General features: G+C 60.4%; 11 protein-coding genes, 1 tRNA gene and 2 rRNA genes (1 of these 14 running past the window's edge). 10 read left to right on the forward strand and 4 right to left on the reverse strand.

The annotated features are described in order from the left end of the window. The 3 genes from CYG48_RS15350 to CYG48_RS15360 form a co-directional block, all read left to right on the forward strand. Positions 1–2,109, forward strand: a 23S ribosomal RNA gene (locus tag CYG48_RS15350); it begins 691 nt to the left of the window's first position. A gap of 271 nt (positions 2,110–2,380) precedes the next feature. Further along, positions 2,381–2,495: ribosomal RNA gene (gene rrf, locus CYG48_RS15355) — 5S ribosomal RNA — on the forward strand. Between the two features lie 94 nt (positions 2,496–2,589). Further along, positions 2,590–2,666: transfer RNA gene (locus tag CYG48_RS15360), tRNA-Met, on the forward strand. Positions 2,667–2,959: 293 nt separating this feature from the next. Here CYG48_RS15360 and CYG48_RS22550 read toward each other — a convergent pair. Continuing rightward, positions 2,960–3,109 carry a hypothetical protein gene (locus tag CYG48_RS22550; protein WP_199925156.1) on the reverse strand — a complete coding sequence of 50 codons (150 nt, stop codon included), beginning with the start codon at positions 3,107–3,109 and terminating at the stop codon, positions 2,960–2,962. A gap of 54 nt (positions 3,110–3,163) precedes the next feature. On the opposite strand from CYG48_RS22550, the gene CYG48_RS15365 reads away from it, so the two are divergent. From CYG48_RS15365 to scpA, 5 genes are all read left to right on the forward strand, one after another. Next, positions 3,164–4,321 carry an iron-containing alcohol dehydrogenase gene (locus tag CYG48_RS15365; protein WP_118851167.1) on the forward strand — a complete coding sequence of 386 codons (1,158 nt, stop codon included), beginning with the start codon at positions 3,164–3,166 and terminating at the stop codon, positions 4,319–4,321. A gap of 107 nt (positions 4,322–4,428) precedes the next feature. Then, positions 4,429–5,961, forward strand: coding sequence for an acyl-CoA carboxylase subunit beta (locus tag CYG48_RS15370; protein WP_118851698.1), 1,533 nt, complete (start codon positions 4,429–4,431; stop codon positions 5,959–5,961). Positions 5,962–5,978: 17 nt separating this feature from the next. Further along, positions 5,979–6,356 carry a hypothetical protein gene (locus tag CYG48_RS15375; protein WP_118851168.1) on the forward strand — a complete coding sequence of 126 codons (378 nt, stop codon included), beginning with the start codon at positions 5,979–5,981 and terminating at the stop codon, positions 6,354–6,356. A 2-nt stretch (positions 6,357–6,358) separates the two neighbouring features. After that, positions 6,359–8,377 carry an acetyl-CoA carboxylase biotin carboxylase subunit gene (locus CYG48_RS15380; protein WP_118851169.1) on the forward strand — a complete coding sequence of 673 codons (2,019 nt, stop codon included), beginning with the start codon at positions 6,359–6,361 and terminating at the stop codon, positions 8,375–8,377. Positions 8,378–8,487: 110 nt separating this feature from the next. After that, positions 8,488–10,623 carry a methylmalonyl-CoA mutase gene (scpA, locus tag CYG48_RS15385; protein WP_118851170.1) on the forward strand — a complete coding sequence of 712 codons (2,136 nt, stop codon included), beginning with the start codon at positions 8,488–8,490 and terminating at the stop codon, positions 10,621–10,623. A gap of 16 nt (positions 10,624–10,639) precedes the next feature. On the opposite strand, the gene CYG48_RS15390 is transcribed toward scpA, so the two are convergent. From CYG48_RS15390 to CYG48_RS15400, 3 genes are read right to left on the reverse strand one after another with little or no spacing between them, the layout of a single operon-like run. Further along, a complete protein-coding gene (locus tag CYG48_RS15390; protein ID WP_118851171.1) occupies positions 10,640–11,515 on the reverse strand; it encodes an amidohydrolase family protein in 876 nt (291 codons plus the stop codon). A 21-nt stretch (positions 11,516–11,536) separates the two neighbouring features. Further along, a complete protein-coding gene (locus tag CYG48_RS15395) occupies positions 11,537–11,992 on the reverse strand; it encodes a MarR family winged helix-turn-helix transcriptional regulator (RefSeq protein ID WP_118851172.1) in 456 nt (151 codons plus the stop codon). Positions 11,993–12,005: 13 nt separating this feature from the next. After that, positions 12,006–12,800 carry a crotonase/enoyl-CoA hydratase family protein gene (locus tag CYG48_RS15400; protein ID WP_118851173.1) on the reverse strand — a complete coding sequence of 265 codons (795 nt, stop codon included), beginning with the start codon at positions 12,798–12,800 and terminating at the stop codon, positions 12,006–12,008. 174 nt (positions 12,801–12,974) lie between these two features. Here CYG48_RS15400 and CYG48_RS15405 point away from each other — a divergent pair, with 174 nt between their 5' ends. Continuing rightward, positions 12,975–14,831, forward strand: a complete 1,857-nt coding sequence (locus CYG48_RS15405; protein ID WP_118851174.1) for a feruloyl-CoA synthase — start codon at positions 12,975–12,977, stop codon at positions 14,829–14,831. Further along, entirely contained in the window at positions 14,828–15,589 is a 762-nt protein-coding gene (locus tag CYG48_RS15410; RefSeq protein WP_118851175.1) for an SDR family NAD(P)-dependent oxidoreductase, read from the forward strand. The genes CYG48_RS15405 and CYG48_RS15410 overlap by 4 nt, the downstream gene beginning before the upstream one ends. The last annotated feature ends 3 nt before the right edge of the window (positions 15,590–15,592 follow it).

The following is a 15,592-nucleotide window of genomic DNA, read 5'->3' on the forward strand; positions in this document are numbered from 1 at the left end:
TTAGTTAGTTGCATTAGACCCGAAACCGAGTGATCTAGCCATGAGCAGGTTGAAGGTTGGGTAACACCAACTGGAGGACCGAACCCGCATCTGTTGCAATAGATTGGGATGACTTGTGGCTAGGGGTGAAAGGCCAATCAAACTCGGAGATAGCTGGTTCTCCGCGAAATCTATTTAGGTAGAGCGTCGACCGAATACCCTCGGGGGTAGAGCACTGGATGGGCTATGGGGACTCACCGTCTTACTGATCCTAACCAAACTCCGAATACCGAGGAGTACTAGTCGGCAGACACACGGCGGGTGCTAACGTCCGTCGTGAAGAGGGCAACAACCCTGACCTCCAGCTAAGGTCCCCAAGTCATGGCTAAGTGGGAAAGGATGTGAGGATCCCAAAACAACCAGGATGTTGGCTTAGAAGCAGCCATCATTTAAAGAAAGCGTAACAGCTCACTGGTCTAAATAAGGGTCTTTGCGCCGAAAATGTAACGGGGCTAAAGCCATGCACCGAAGCTGAGGATGTGGATTTATCCACGTGGTAGCGGAGCGTTCCGTAAGTCTGTGAAGGCATATCCGTGAGGAGTGCTGGAGATATCGGAAGTGCGAATGTTGACATGAGTAACGATAAAGAGGGTGAGAGACCCTCTCGCCGAAAGACCAAGGGTTCCTGCTTAAAGTTAATCTGAGCAGGGTTAGCCGGCCCCTAAGCCGAGGCGGAAACGCGTAGGTGATGGGAACCACGTTAATATTCGTGGGCCTGGTGGTAGTGACGGATTGCGTAACTTGTTCACTCTTATTGGATTGAGTGGGCGGGGAAGCGGTTCCAGGAAATAGCTCCACCGTACAGACCGTACCCGAAACCGACACAGGTGGTCAGGTAGAGTATACCAAGGCGCTTGAGAGAACTATGTTGAAGGAACTCGGCAAATTGCACGCGTAACTTCGGAAGAAGCGTGACCCCTTTTTACGCAAGTATGAAGGGGTGGCACAGACCAGGGGGTAGCGACTGTTTATCAAAAACACAGGGCTCTGCGAAGTCTAAAGACGACGTATAGGGTCTGACGCCTGCCCGGTGCTGGAAGGTTAAGAGGAGAGGTGCAAGCTTTGAATCGAAGCCCCAGTAAACGGCGGCCGTAACTATAACGGTCCTAAGGTAGCGAAATTCCTTGTCGGGTAAGTTCCGACCTGCACGAATGGCGTAACGACTTCCCCGCTGTCTCCAACATAGACTCAGTGAAATTGAATTCCCCGTGAAGATGCGGGGTTCCTGCGGTTAGACGGAAAGACCCCGTGCACCTTTACTATAGCTTTACACTGGCATTCGTGTCGGCATGTGTAGGATAGGTGGTAGGCTTTGAAGCGGGGACGCCAGTTCTCGTGGAGCCATCCTTGAAATACCACCCTTATCGTCATGGATGTCTAACCGCGGTCCGTTATCCGGATCCGGGACAGTGTATGGTGGGTAGTTTGACTGGGGCGGTCGCCTCCGAAAGAGTAACGGAGGCGCGCGATGGTGGGCTCAGACCGGTCGGAAATCGGTCGTCGAGTGCAATGGCATAAGCCCGCCTGACTGCGAGACTGACAAGTCGAGCAGAGACGAAAGTCGGTCATAGTGATCCGGTGGTCCCGCGTGGAAGGGCCATCGCTCAACGGATAAAAGGTACGCCGGGGATAACAGGCTGATGACCCCCAAGAGTCCATATCGACGGGGTTGTTTGGCACCTCGATGTCGGCTCATCGCATCCTGGGGCTGGAGCAGGTCCCAAGGGTTTGGCTGTTCGCCAATTAAAGCGGTACGTGAGCTGGGTTCAGAACGTCGTGAGACAGTTCGGTCCCTATCTGCCGTGGGTGTAGGAATATTGACAGGATCTGTCCCTAGTACGAGAGGACCGGGATGGACATATCTCTGGTGGACCTGTTGTCCTGCCAAGGGCATAGCAGGGTAGCTATATATGGAATGGATAACCGCTGAAGGCATCTAAGCGGGAAACCAACCTGAAAACGAGTATTCCCTATCAGGGCCGTGGAAGACGACCACGTTGATAGGCCGGGTGTGGACGTGCAGCAATGCATGAAGCTTACCGGTACTAATAGCCCGATCGACTTCATCGTTCCCATTGACCATGCTCATCACGCGTCACAAGACGCGACGATGAAGCCAGACGTGTTCAATCAAGACCATCGCCAGCTTGTCTGGCTCCCGTGCTCAACAGAGCGCCGGGCAGCCATACAGGCCAAAGGCCGTCGCCAAGCATTTGGCGGGCCGTCCGCAGGGCAGCAGCCGGCAGGCTGCGATCAGCCCGCCAGGACAAGATCAGGCGATGAACAAATCCAGCTTCTCAACACATGCCAACAGAAATGTTGGTTCATTGCCCTTAATTGACCTGGTGGTCATGGCGGGGCGGCCGCACCCGTTCCCATTCCGAACACGGCCGTGAAACGCCCCAGCGCCAATGGTACTTCGTCTCAAGACGCGGGAGAGTAGGTCGCTGCCAGGTCTATTAAAGGCAATGCCATCACAAAAAGATGGATCCCAATCTTCTCGAACACCAACACTCCCTCACGGGCCATAAACCCGAAACAAAACAATATCGCGGGGTGGAGCAGCCCGGTAGCTCGTCAGGCTCATAACCTGAAGGCCGCAGGTTCAAATCCTGCCCCCGCAACCAATCTCAAAAAACAACTCCCGGACCAAATCGCACGCGTAGATGCGTGACGGCCGCTGTGCAGGCAAACTCCTCAGGCGCAGAACCTGAAGGGTTCAAACGTGCCGGACTAAAAATGAGAGACACCTCATCAGCCCCTTATGGGGCTTTCTGCGTTTCGGCTAGCGCTTCCGATATCCCAGTACGGGTCTAGGCGCCCTGAGTGGCGGACCGAGTCCAACCTTGATGTCATCACCGTGCTGCGCCTCACCCTCGCATCGAGTCTCTCGTGGGTGCTCGCCGGACCTAACGGTAGTTCAAGCCGGCGGCCGGGTGCCCGCGGAAAAGGTTGCTGCAGGGCAGCCGATGTTGTCGAGATAGAACAGATGATCTGCAGCGAGGCAGTAATGCCGGTAGCCAGCTTCGATATCACGTACGGCTAACGACGTCGTCACCTTGAGCCGCATGCTTCGCCTCGTTAGGCTGCCACTTCCGCCAGCAGGCACGGGAGGAGCAAGGCATTGAACGGGTTCATCTTCAACACCACAAAAAGCATCATCTTTCGCGCAGGCGCGGCTGGGGAGATCGGGGACCTCTGCCGGCCGGTTCTTGGCGCTCGCGTGCTTGTTGTCACGGATGCGGGAATCCGGCGGCTAGGGTTGCTTGACCCGGCACTGGAGTCAATGAGGAAGCAAGGTGCCGAGGTCACGGTGTTCGATGCGGTAGAAGCCGATCCTTCGCTGCAGACGCTGATGAACGCCGTTGCGGCAGGACGCGAGTTTGGCGCCACCGCGGTCGTTGGTTTCGGCGGCGGGTCATCCATGGACGTAGCCAAGCTCGTGGCGCTGCTGCTCGGCTCGGGTGAGACGCTGGATGATGCCTGGGGTGTGGGAGATGCCAAGGGCCCGCGACTTCCGCTGGTTCTCGTGCCGACAACCGCGGGAACTGGATCTGAAGTAACCCCGGTCGCCATCATCACCGTGGGCGATGAAGAAAAACGCGGTGTCTCCAGTCCTCTCCTGCTGCCTGATGTCGCGCTGCTTGATCCTGACCTGACGCTTGGCCTGCCGGCGGCAATCACCGCGGCAACCGGCGTTGATGCCATGGTGCATGCGATCGAGGCTTTTGCCTCAATCAACCCCAACAACAACCCCCTGTCCAAGATGCTGGCCCGTGAGGCGCTGCGGCTTCTCGGCGCCCATATCGAGAAGGCTGTCCTTGATGGCCGGGACCGGCACGCGCGCGGCGCGATGCTGCTCGGTTCGATGCTGGCAGGCCAGGCCTTTGCGAATTCGCCCGTGGCTGCCGTGCATGCGCTTGCTTACCCGATCGGCGGCAGCTTCCACATCCCGCATGGCTTGTCGAACGCGCTTGTGCTCCCGCACGTGCTACGCTTTAACGCGGAAGTCGCATCGCAAGTCTATGCGCAGATCGCGGCGGACGCCTTTCCGTCGCTCGCAGAGGTATCCTTGAGTGCCCGCTGCGGGGCCTTCATCAACGAACTCCGGCAACTCGGTGCTCGGCTTGGATTGCCGCCGCGGCTGCGGGATGTTGGTATCCCCGAAGACGCGCTTCCCAAGATGGCGACCGATGCGATGAAGCAGCAGCGCCTGCTCGTCAACAATCCCCGCCCGGTCGGCGAAGAGGACGCGCTGGCGATCTATCGCGCCGCCTGGTGAGAGGAAGACCCGGCTCCGTCTCGTAAATTGGTCTATGTTGGCGTTCTTTGGTTTCCTCCGCAGCCTTCAGGCGCTAGATAAACCTCAAGCGAGCACCGGGAGTGATCATGCGCGCAGTTCTGGGTGAAGTAGAAAAGCGTCGTGCCGAGGCGCGGCTTGGCGGCGGCAAGCGCCGGATTGATGCACAACATGCCAAGGGCAAGCTGACGGCGCGCGAGCGCATTGAAGTGCTGCTGGACGAAGGTTCCTTCGAAGAGTTCGACATGTATGTCACCCACCGTGCGGTGGACTTTGGCATGGCCGAACAGAAAGTCGCCGGCGATGGCGTGGTGACCGGATGGGGCACGATCAACGGCCGCCAGGTCTATGTCTTCTCGCAGGATTTCACCGTTCTCGGCGGCTCGCTGTCTGAGACCCACGCGCAGAAGATCTGCAAGATCATGGACATGGCGGTGCGGGTCGGGGCGCCGGTGATCGGGCTCAACGACTCCGGTGGCGCGCGCATCCAGGAAGGTGTCGCGTCGCTTGCCGGTTATGCCGAAGTGTTCCGGCGCAATGCCGAAGCCTCGGGCGTCATCCCGCAGATCTCGGTGATCATGGGGCCTTGCGCCGGCGGCGCGGTATATTCGCCCGCCATGACCGACTTCATCTTCATGGTGCGTGACAGCTCCTACATGTTCGTGACCGGTCCGGATGTGGTGAAGACGGTCACCAATGAAGTGGTTACCGCGGAAGAGCTGGGCGGTGCGCGTACGCATACCCAGAAATCCTCGGTGGCCGATGCTGCCTTCGAAAATGATATCGAAGCACTGGAAGCAGTGCGCCAGCTTTTCGATTTCCTGCCGGCAAACAATCGGGCCAAGGCCCCTGTGCGTCCCTTCTACGATGATCCGGCGCGGATCGAGAACCGTCTCGACAGCCTGATCCCGGACAGCGCCGCCAAGCCCTACGACATGAAGGAACTGATCCTGGCGATCGCCGATGAAGGTGACTTCTTCGAGATCCAGGAAGCCTATGCCAAGAACATCATCACCGGCTTCATCCGGCTCGAGGGCGAAACGATCGGTGTCGTCGCCAACCAGCCGATGGTACTGGCTGGCTGCCTGGACATCGATTCTTCGCGCAAAGCAGCCCGCTTCGTGCGCTTCTGCGATGCCTTCTCGATCCCGATCCTGACGCTCGTCGATGTCCCCGGCTTCCTGCCGGGCGTGGCGCAGGAATATGGAGGCGTCATCAAGCACGGTGCCAAACTGCTTTTCGCTTATTCGGAAGCGACCGTGCCGATGGTGACGTTGATCACCCGCAAGGCCTATGGCGGCGCGTATGACGTCATGGCGTCGAAGCATATTGGCGCCGACATCAACTATGCCTGGCCGACGGCCGAGATCGCCGTGATGGGGGCCAAGGGCGCAACCGAGATCCTTTACCGCTCTGAACTTGGTGATCCGGAAAAGATCGCCGCGCGCACCAAGGAATATGAGGAGCGGTTCGCTAATCCGTTTGTCGCCGCTGAGCGTGGCTTCATCGATGAAGTCATCATGCCGCATTCCTCACGCCGCCGCATTGCCCGCGCCTTTGCTTCGCTCCGCAACAAGCAGGTGACGACGCACTGGAAGAAACACGATACGATTCCCTTGTAAGGGATGGAGAAGCATTCATGGCCAATCTTCCCGAGATGACCAAGCATCGCGGCTTTCCGGGCGGCATGCCGGGGACGGGCATCCAGTTCACCATCCGCCGCGCCAATCCCAAAGGTGTGACGCCACTCAAGGCCCTGCCGCGCCGCTCGCGTCCCGGCTCAAAGGAACATCTGGTCGATACGGCATTCCTGCATGCGCTCTGGCATCATTTCGGTGACGAGCCCTTCGAGCGAGGCAATCTGGATGCCGCGCGGCTGAACCTTCTTTTCGGACGCGAGGTCATTCCGGCGGAGAAGGATTTCGATCCGCTGTCCTACCAGGCGCTGCTGGTCATCAACGAAAAGGTTGCGCGCCAAAGCTTCCCCGAAGCCTTTGAAGACGTGCTGGAGGTCTGAGCATGGCGATCCGCAAAATCCTCATTGCCAATCGTGGCGAAATCGCCTGCCGGGTGATCAAGACGGCAAAGAAGATGGGGATCGCAACCGTTGCGGTCTATTCCGATGCGGACCGCGACGCACTGCATGTGCGCATGGCCGACGAGGCGGTGCATATCGGTCCCGCGCCGTCGAACCAGTCCTATATCGTCATCGACAAGATCCTCGACGCCATTCGCCAGACGGGCGCGGATGCGGTGCATCCCGGTTACGGCTTCCTGTCGGAGAATGCGGCCTTTGCGCAGGCGCTTGAGAAGGAGGGCGTCGCCTTCATCGGGCCTCCGGTCAAGGCCATCGAGGCGATGGGTGACAAGATCACCTCCAAGAAGCTTGCCGCGGAAGCCGGTGTCAGCACCGTGCCGGGGCATATGGGGCTGATCGAAGATGCCGAGGAGGCGGTCAGGATTTCCGCCTCGATCGGTTACCCGGTGATGATCAAGGCGTCGGCAGGCGGCGGCGGCAAGGGCATGCGCATTGCCTGGAACGACGAGGAAGCCCGCGAAGGTTTCCAGTCGTCGCGCAATGAAGCCAAGAGCTCCTTTGGTGACGACCGTATCTTCATCGAAAAATTCGTCACGCAGCCGCGCCATATCGAAATCCAGGTGCTGGGCGACCAGCACGGCAACACGTTCTATCTCGGCGAACGCGAATGTTCGATCCAGCGGCGGAACCAGAAGGTCATTGAAGAAGCGCCATCGCCGTTCCTGGATGAGGCGACCCGCAAGGCGATGGGTGAGCAGGCCGTCGCGCTTGCGAAAGCCGTTGGTTACTTCTCCGCCGGCACGGTGGAGTTCATCGTCGATGGCGAGCGCAACTTTTACTTCCTCGAAATGAACACCCGCCTGCAGGTGGAGCATCCGGTCACCGAACTCATCACCGGCATCGATCTTGTCGAACAGATGATCCGGGTTGCCGCCGGCGAGGCGCTTTCGTTTGGCCAGGCGGATGTGAAGCTCAACGGCTGGGCGATCGAAAGCCGGCTTTATGCCGAAGATCCCTATCGCAGCTTCCTGCCGTCGATCGGGCGGCTCACGCGATATCGCCCGCCGAAGGAAGGTAACCGTCCCGACGGCCAAGGGAGAGAGGTCATCGTTCGCAACGACACCGGCGTCTTCGAAGGCGGCGAGATCTCGATGTATTACGACCCGATGATCGCCAAGCTCTGCACCTGGGCCGAAAACCGCACGGCGGCGATCGATGCCATGGGCCGGGCGCTTGATGATTTCGAAGTCGAAGGCATCGGCCATAACCTGCCGTTCCTGTCGGCGGTCATGCACCAGGAACGCTTCCGCTCCGGGAATCTCACCACCGCCTATATCGCCGAAGAGTTTCCGGATGGCTTTTCCGGTGTTTCGGTGGACGAGGCGGCGGGGCACAAGCTGGCGGCCATCGCTGTGTTCGCCAACCAAGTAATCCAGGAACGGGCGGTGCAGATCTCCGGCACCATCGGCAACCACCGTCGGGTCGTGGGCAAGGATTGGGTGGTAACGCTCGCAGGCTCCGAGCATGCTGTTTCGCTGGAACGTGGGCCTGCCGGCGCTGATGCCGTGTTTGCCGACGGAACGCGGATCTCGATCGGCAGCGGCTGGTTGCCGGGCCAAAGCCATGCCTCCTTCCGTGTCGGGGACGAAACGATTGGCGTGAAGATCGACCTGATCGGCTCTGCCATCCGGCTCCGCTGGCGCGGTACGGATGTCACTGCACGGGTCCGCTCGCCGCGTGTCGCCGAACTGGCGCGCCTGATGCCGGTGAAGTTGCCGCCGGATACGTCGAAGATGCTGCTTTGCCCGATGCCGGGTGTTATCACCTCGGTCGCCGTCAAGGCAGGCGACCGTGTCGAAGCGGGCCAGACGCTCGCGACCGTCGAAGCGATGAAGATGGAAAACGTGCTGAAGGCGGAAAAGCAGGGCGTGGTGAAGCACGTGGCGGCCGCAGCCGGCCAGAGCCTGGCGGTCGACGAACTGATCATGGAGTTCGAATAGAGGCGGGAAGACGCGGAAGATGCAACGCAGCTTCCGCGCTCCGCTAACGTGGATTCCAAGCCACCGCGGAGCAATTCGCGTGTGAACAGAGGCGTATCGAGGAGCGACCGATGTCGGAGAAGACCCTGAAGGATTGGGAACAACTGGCCGAGAAGGAACTCAAGGCCTCTCCCGAGACCCTGACCTGGCACACGGCGGAAGGGATAGACATCAAGCCGCTCTATACGGCGACCGATCTCGAAAGCGTTGATCATCTCGATTCGTTACCGGGCATGAAGCCTTTCGTGCGCGGCCCGCGCGCCACCATGTATGCGGGCCGGCCCTGGACGATCCGCCAATATGCCGGCTTCTCCACGGCGCAGGAATCGAACGCGTTCTACCGCCGCAATCTCGCAGCGGGGCAAAAGGGCCTTTCGGTCGCCTTCGACCTTGCGACCCATCGCGGTTATGATTCCGACCATCCCCGTGTCGAAGGTGATGTCGGCAAGGCCGGCGTGGCGATTGATTCGGTCGAGGACATGAAGATCCTGTTCGACGGCATCCCGCTGAAGGAGATGTCGGTGTCGATGACCATGAATGGTGCGGTCATCCCGATCCTCGCCTCCTTCATCGTTGCCGGTGAGGAACAAGGCTGTTCGCGGGCCGAGCTCTCTGGCACCATCCAGAACGACATCCTCAAGGAGTTCATGGTCCGCAACACCTATATCTATCCGCCCGAGCCTTCAATGCGGATCGTTGCCGACATCATCGAATATACGGCAAAGGAAATGCCGCGCTTCAACTCCATCTCGATCTCCGGTTACCATATGCAGGAGGCAGGTGCGACGCTGGTGCAGGAACTGGCTTTCACATTGGCAGACGGACGCGAGTACGTGCGCGCGGCGCTCGCCAAGGGGCTGAATGTTGATGACTTCGCCGGCCGGCTGTCCTTCTTCTTTGCGATCGGCATGAACTTCTTCATGGAAGCGGCAAAGCTGCGCGCTGCGCGCCTCCTTTGGGCGCGGATCATGGAAGAGTTCAAGCCGCAGAAGCCCGGCTCGCTGATGCTGCGCACGCACTGCCAAACCTCCGGCGTCTCGCTGCAGGAGCAGGATCCTTATAACAACGTCATCCGCACCGCTTATGAAGCGATGTCCGCGGTGCTCGGCGGCACGCAGTCGCTGCATACCAATGCGCTCGACGAAGCCATGGCCCTGCCAACGGACTTCTCTGCGCGTATCGCCCGCAATACGCAGCTCATCCTGCAGCACGAGACCGGCGTCACAAAGGTCGTGGATCCGCTTGCTGGGTCCTATTACGTCGAGAGCCTCACAAAGGAGCTTGCCGACAAGGCCTGGGCTCTAATCGAGGAAGTGGAAGCCATGGGCGGCATGACCAAGTCCGTGGCCGAAGGTTTGCCGAAGCGTCTGATCGAAGAGGCCGCGACGCTGCGACAGGCGAAGGTCGACCGCGGCGAGGAGATCATCGTCGGCGTCAACAAGTACCGGCTGGAAAACGAGGAGCCGATCGACATCCTGGCAATCGACAATACCGCGGTCCGCAATGCTCAAATCAGGCGGCTTGAGGAAGTTCGCAGGCAGCGTGATCCGAAGCGCGTCGCGGCAGCACTCTCCGTTCTTGAACAGGCAGCGGAAACCGGCGAGGGCAATCTGCTGGAAGTCGCAATCGAGGCAGCACGCGCCCGCGCTACCGTCGGCGAGATTTCCGATGCCATGCGCCAGGCCTTCGGCAGTCACTCAGCCCAGCCGACGGTGGTGGGCGATATCTACGGCACGGCTTACGAGGACGATCCGGAATACCAGACGATCGTGAGCCGGCTGAAGACTTACAGCGCCGCATCCAGCAAGCCGAAGGTCATGGTCGCCAAGCTCGGCCAGGACGGCCACGACCGCGGCGCTAAGGTCATTGCCTCGGCTTTCGGTGATATCGGTTTTGAGGTTCTGGCCGGTCCCCTGTTTCAGACGCCGGAAGAGGCGGCTGACCTTGCCATTCGCGAACAGGTGCAGGTGGTCGGCATGTCCTCGCTTGCCGCGGGCCACAAGACGCTGGCACCCCAGCTTGTCGAGGCACTGAAGGCCCGTGGCGCCGGCCACATCATTGTCGTGGTCGGTGGAGTCATCCCGCGGCAGGATTACGATTACCTGCTGCAAAATGGCGTCGCCGCCGTTTTCGGTCCCGGCACCAATGTGCTCGATGCCGCAAACTCGATCATCGATATCCTCGAAGGCAAGCGACGCAATATCTGAGCGTTGGCGCCCGCAGCTAGATCTTGAGCAGCCTGCGGGCGTTTTCCTTGAGGATCAGCGGGCGAACCTCATCCTTGATCGCAATGCCAGCAAAGTCTGTGAGCCAACGATCCGGCGTGATCGCCGGCCAGTCGGAGCCGAACAGCATTTTATGCTTCAGCAGCGAATTGGCGTACTGCACGAGGATCGGCGGGAAATACTTCGGCGACCACCCGGACATGTCGATATAGACGTTCGGCTTGTGGGTGGCGACCGATAGCGCCTCTTCCTGCCAGGGGAAGGAAGGATGCGCCAGGATGATCGGCATGTCGGGGAAATCCGCAGCGACATCGTCCAGGTAGATCGGGTTTGAATATTTAAGCCGCATGTTCATTCCGCCGCGCATGCCGGCACCAACCCCTGTCTGGCCGGTGTGGAAGAGCGTGATCGCGCCTTCTTCGGCAATCGCTTCGTAAAGCGGGTAGGCCATCCTGTCGTTCGGGTAGAAGGCCTGCATGGTCGGGTGGAACTTGAAACCCTTGACGCCAAACTCCCGCACGAGCCGCCGCGCTTCCCGCGCACCCATCTTGCCCTTGGCGGGGTCGATCGAGGCAAAGGGGATCATGATGTCGCTGTTTTCAGCAGCGATCATCGCCACTTCTTCGTTGTTGTAGCGGCGAAAGCCGGTCTCGCGTTCGGCATCGACCGGGAAGATAACGCAGCCGATCTTGCGTTCCCGGTAGTAGACGGCTGTCTCGTTTACCGTCGGCAGCATACCCTTGTGGCCGGCCGGGTTCTTGAAATATTTGGCCATGCCGGCCTGGAAGTCGTCATAACCATCGTCGCGCGGCCCGCAGCACGGCTCCTCGGCATGGGTATGGATGTCGATCGCGATCAGCTCGTCGATGTTCAAGATGGCTCCTCCCGGCTGGTTTCAGTTCAGTCCGACAATCTTCCTGAGCAGCAAGGTCAGCTGCTTCTGTTCGGCCGATGAAAGGTTGTTGCCGACAGCATCCTCGAAATCGAAGAACCATTCTGCGGCTTTTTCCACCCGCGCCGCCGCTTCCGGCGTCAGCGTGATCTCGACCGCGCGACGGTCTTCATCCGGCACACGTCGCGTCACCAGACCCCTGTCCTCAAAACCGCGGATCAGCTTGGTCATGTGGGCCCGCTTGATCATCAGCCGCTGGCCTAGCACGCTCTGGCGGATGCCGGGATTGCGGGAGATGACCCAAAGCACTGAAAACTCACCGGGCTTCAGGTCCTTGTCGCCAAGCGTCTCGAAGAAGCGCTCATAAACCTTCAACTGGGCCATGCGCAGAAGGAAACCAAGCGCCGAGTCCAATCGTCCCAGATCTACGTCATCTGCCACTCGGACCGGCATATCCATCTTCGCATGCTCCTCAACTTGAACCAGGCGCCTTCAGGCGCGCAGCGCGCTTCTCGAGGAAGGCGCGCAGGCGCTCTTCTGCCTCAGGGCTCGTCGCAGTGAAAGAGGAGATGAAGGATTCAACGAACAGGCCGTCCTCCTTCGCCATGTCCTGGATGCGCGGCAGCGCATTGATGACAGCGTAGTTCGAGATTTCGGCATTGCTGGCCGCAGCTTCCGCCAGCTGGTGCGCCTTTTCGCGCGCCTGGCCGGCATCGACGATGTACTGCACCAGGTTCCAGCGCTCTGCCTCTTCGGCAGAGGCGACACGGCCGGTCAGCATCATGTCGGTCATGCGGGCCGTACCGGTCAGGCGCGCAACGCGCACCGAGCCGCCGCCGCCAACGAAGATGCCGCGCTGGCCCTCGGGAAGCGCAAAGAAAGCAGACTTTTCCGCAACGCGGATATGGGTGGATGCCGCAAGCTCAAGGCCGCCGCCAACAACAGCGCCATGCAGCGCGGAAATCCAAGGGATCGTGCCATGCTCGATACCGCCAAACACTGCATGCCAGCGCCGTGAACCGCGAACGCCTTCGATCGGTGTCTTCTTCACGTGTTCGGCAAGGTCCAGCCCGGCGCAGAAGTGATCGCCGTGGCCAAACAGGACAACGGCCTTTGCCTCGGCTTCCGCACGTGTCACGGCTTCGGCGATCATCTCGATGAAGCGGTCGCTGATCGCGTTGCGCTTTTCCGGACGGTTGAGGCCGATATGCGCGATCTTGCCGCGGAGTTCATAGGTGACGAAGCTGCTTGCCGCCTGATCGGCCATGGTTTGTGTCTCCTCCGAAAAGAGCAGGCGTCGAGAAAGAAGCGGTTTGCCCGCCTTCTTGGTCCTTTGGCGGCCGCTCCCATCGGCTACCTGAAGTGATTGATCGTTTACAGAGAGATTGTTTCTTTGTAAACAAAATTTGGGAGCTGAGGATGCTGCATCTGGGAGGATGGTATGGCTGGCAAAGCCGTGCGTGATGTAAAGCTATGGTCGCCAACCGTGCGATGGGAGGAGCGGCCGAATGGCGAATTCGTCATCTGGCGCGAAGATCCGTTGGGGCCTTACCCCGACAAGATGAACGAGCGTCTTCTGCACTGGGCAAGGGTGGCGCCGGACCGGACTTGGATGGCAGACCGCGAGGGAACCGGCGAGTGGCGCCGGGTGAGCTACCGCGAAGCGGTCGATGCCGTCGAACGGATTGCGCAATTCCTGCTCGATCTTGGCCTGTCACCGGAAAACCCGCTGGTCATCCTCTCCGAAAACTCGATCGAACACGCCTTGATGGCGCTGGGCGCCCAGCATGTCGGCGTTCCTTCCGCAGCGGTGGCCCCGACCTATGCCACGATCTCCGCAGACTTCGGCAAGCTCCACGACATTGCGCGTCAGATCACGCCTGGTCTTGTCTTCGCGGACGACGCGGCCGCCTTCCGCAAGGCGGTCGATACGGCATTTGGCGCTGATATGCCGTTCGCGGCGATGCGCAACATCCCGGACGACCGCGCGCAGATGTTCCGCTTCGATGACATCCTGAAGACCACGCCCACGGATGCCGTGACCGCAGCCTTCGATGCCGTTGGGCCCGACACCGTCGCGAAATTTCTCTTCACCTCCGGCACGACCGGTTCGCCGAAGGCGGTCATCCAGACGCAACGCATGCTGTGTTCGAACCAGGAACAGGTGGCGGATTGTTACGCCTATTTCCGCGACGAGCCGCCGATCCTGGTGGATTGGGCGCCCTGGAACCACACGGCGGCAGGCAGCAAGTGCTTCAACCTCGTCATCTACAACGGCGGCACCTACTATATCGACCGCGGCAAGCCATCGCCGGCGTTGATCGGCCAGACCATCGCCAACCTGCGCGATGTAGCCCCCACTTGGTACTTCAACGTGCCGGCCGGCTACGAGATGCTGATCCAGGCGATGCGCGAGGATGAAGCGCTCCGCAAGAACTTCTTCAAGGACCTGAAGATGCTGATGTATGCCGGTGCCGGCATGGCCCAGCATACGTGGGATGCGTTGCTCGACCTCTCAGAGATGACGATCGGCGAGCATGTGCCGCTCGCAACCGGCATCGGATCGACGGAAACCGCGCCTTTTGCGCTGTTCTGCACCGATCCGCAGGACAAGCCGGGCAATATCGGTATTCCCGGCCAGGGCGTGATCATGAAGCTGGTGCCGATCGACGAGAAATACGAGCTGCGCCTGAAGGGACCAAACGTCACCCCCGGTTACTGGCGCAACGAAAAGCTGACGCGCGAAGCCTTCGATGACGAAGGGTTCTATCGCATCGGGGACGCGGTAAAATTCGCCGTGCCTTACGACCCACGCAAGGGCTTTTACTTCGACGGCCGCATTGCCGAGAATTTCAAGCTGCAGACAGGCACCTGGGTCGCGGTCGGCGTGTTGCGCGCCCAGATCGTCAACCAGTTCGGCGGCCTGATCCGTGACGCGGTGATCACAGGCGAAAACCGCGCCGAGCTCGGGGCACTTGCGGTGCCGTTCATGCCGGCGCTGCGCAAGCTCTTGGGCGGTGCGGATGACCTGACGGATGAGCAGGTCGTTGCCCATCCCCAGGTTCGCGCCGCCATTGCCGAGCGCCTGAAGGAACACCAGGCGCAGGCGAGTGGCTCGGCAACGCGCGTCATGCGCATCATGCTGATGACCGATCCGCTGCGTTTCGAAAAGGGCGAGGTCACGGACAAGGGGTCCATCAACCAGCGGGCGGTTCTGGCGCATCGTGGGGATCTGGTGGAGGCGCTTTATGCCGATGTGCAGGGCGTGATCAAGGTTGGAAAGGAACTGGCGGCATGAGGATAGAGGGTTCGAGCGCGCTCGTGACCGGTGGCGGATCCGGGCTGGGAGAGGCGACGGCACGGCTCCTGGCCAGTCGCGGCGCCGTCGTCCATATCTTCGACAGGAACAAGGAGGCGGCCGAAAAGGTGGCGGCCGAGATCGGCGGTGTGGCACTCGCGGGTGACGTGGCGAGTGAAGACGATGCATCGTCTGCTTTGGATGTCGCGGCAAAGGCCGGCGACGGCCTGCGGATACTCGTCAATTGCGCCGGCATCGCCACCGCCGGCCGCATCCTCGGTCGCGAGGGGCCGCTGCCGCTCGCGGAATTCGAGAAGGCGATCCGCGTCAACCTGATCGGCACCTTCAACATGATGCGGCTTGGCGCGGAGCGCATGGCGCACGCTCCGGAGCGCGAAGACAAGGCGCGGGGCGTCATCATCAACACGGCATCGGTGGCGGCCTTCGAAGGCCAGATCGGCCAGGCAGCCTATTCGGCTTCCAAGGGCGGCATCGTCTCGCTCGGGTTGCCGGCGGCACGCGAGTTCTCCCGCTTCGGCATCCGGGTCAACACCATCGCACCGGGCCTATTCTTTACCCCGCTGCTCAAGGCCCTGCCACAGGAGGCGCAGGACAGTCTGGCGGTTGCAATTCCCTATCCGGCCAGGCTCGGGGATCCGGCGGAGTTTGCCGAAACGGTGCGCTTCCTGGTCGAGAACAGTTACGTGAACGGCGAGGTTATCCGGCTCGACGGGGCGCTCCGGATGCAGCCGAAGTAGTCG

The organism is Neorhizobium sp. SOG26, from assembly GCF_003491345.1.
In the GTDB taxonomy this organism is placed as follows: domain Bacteria; phylum Pseudomonadota; class Alphaproteobacteria; order Rhizobiales; family Rhizobiaceae; genus Neorhizobium; species Neorhizobium turbinariae.

Excerpts from the sequence above, each read along its gene's own strand:
- CYG48_RS15400 (WP_118851173.1), bottom strand. The coding sequence starts at position 12,800 with ATGGCCGATCAGGCGGCAAGCAGCTTCGTCACCTATGAACTCCGCGGC.
- CYG48_RS15410 (WP_118851175.1), top strand. The coding sequence starts at position 14,828 with ATGAGGATAGAGGGTTCGAGCGCGCTCGTGACCGGTGGCGGATCCGGG.
- CYG48_RS15395 (WP_118851172.1), bottom strand. The coding sequence starts at position 11,992 with ATGGATATGCCGGTCCGAGTGGCAGATGACGTAGATCTGGGACGATTG.
- CYG48_RS15375 (WP_118851168.1), top strand. The coding sequence starts at position 5,979 with ATGGCCAATCTTCCCGAGATGACCAAGCATCGCGGCTTTCCGGGCGGC.
- scpA (WP_118851170.1), top strand. The coding sequence starts at position 8,488 with ATGTCGGAGAAGACCCTGAAGGATTGGGAACAACTGGCCGAGAAGGAA.
- CYG48_RS15405 (WP_118851174.1), top strand. The coding sequence starts at position 12,975 with ATGGCTGGCAAAGCCGTGCGTGATGTAAAGCTATGGTCGCCAACCGTG.
- CYG48_RS15380 (WP_118851169.1), top strand. The coding sequence starts at position 6,359 with ATGGCGATCCGCAAAATCCTCATTGCCAATCGTGGCGAAATCGCCTGC.
- CYG48_RS15370 (WP_118851698.1), top strand. The coding sequence starts at position 4,429 with ATGCGCGCAGTTCTGGGTGAAGTAGAAAAGCGTCGTGCCGAGGCGCGG.
- CYG48_RS22550 (WP_199925156.1), bottom strand. The coding sequence starts at position 3,109 with ATGCGGCTCAAGGTGACGACGTCGTTAGCCGTACGTGATATCGAAGCT.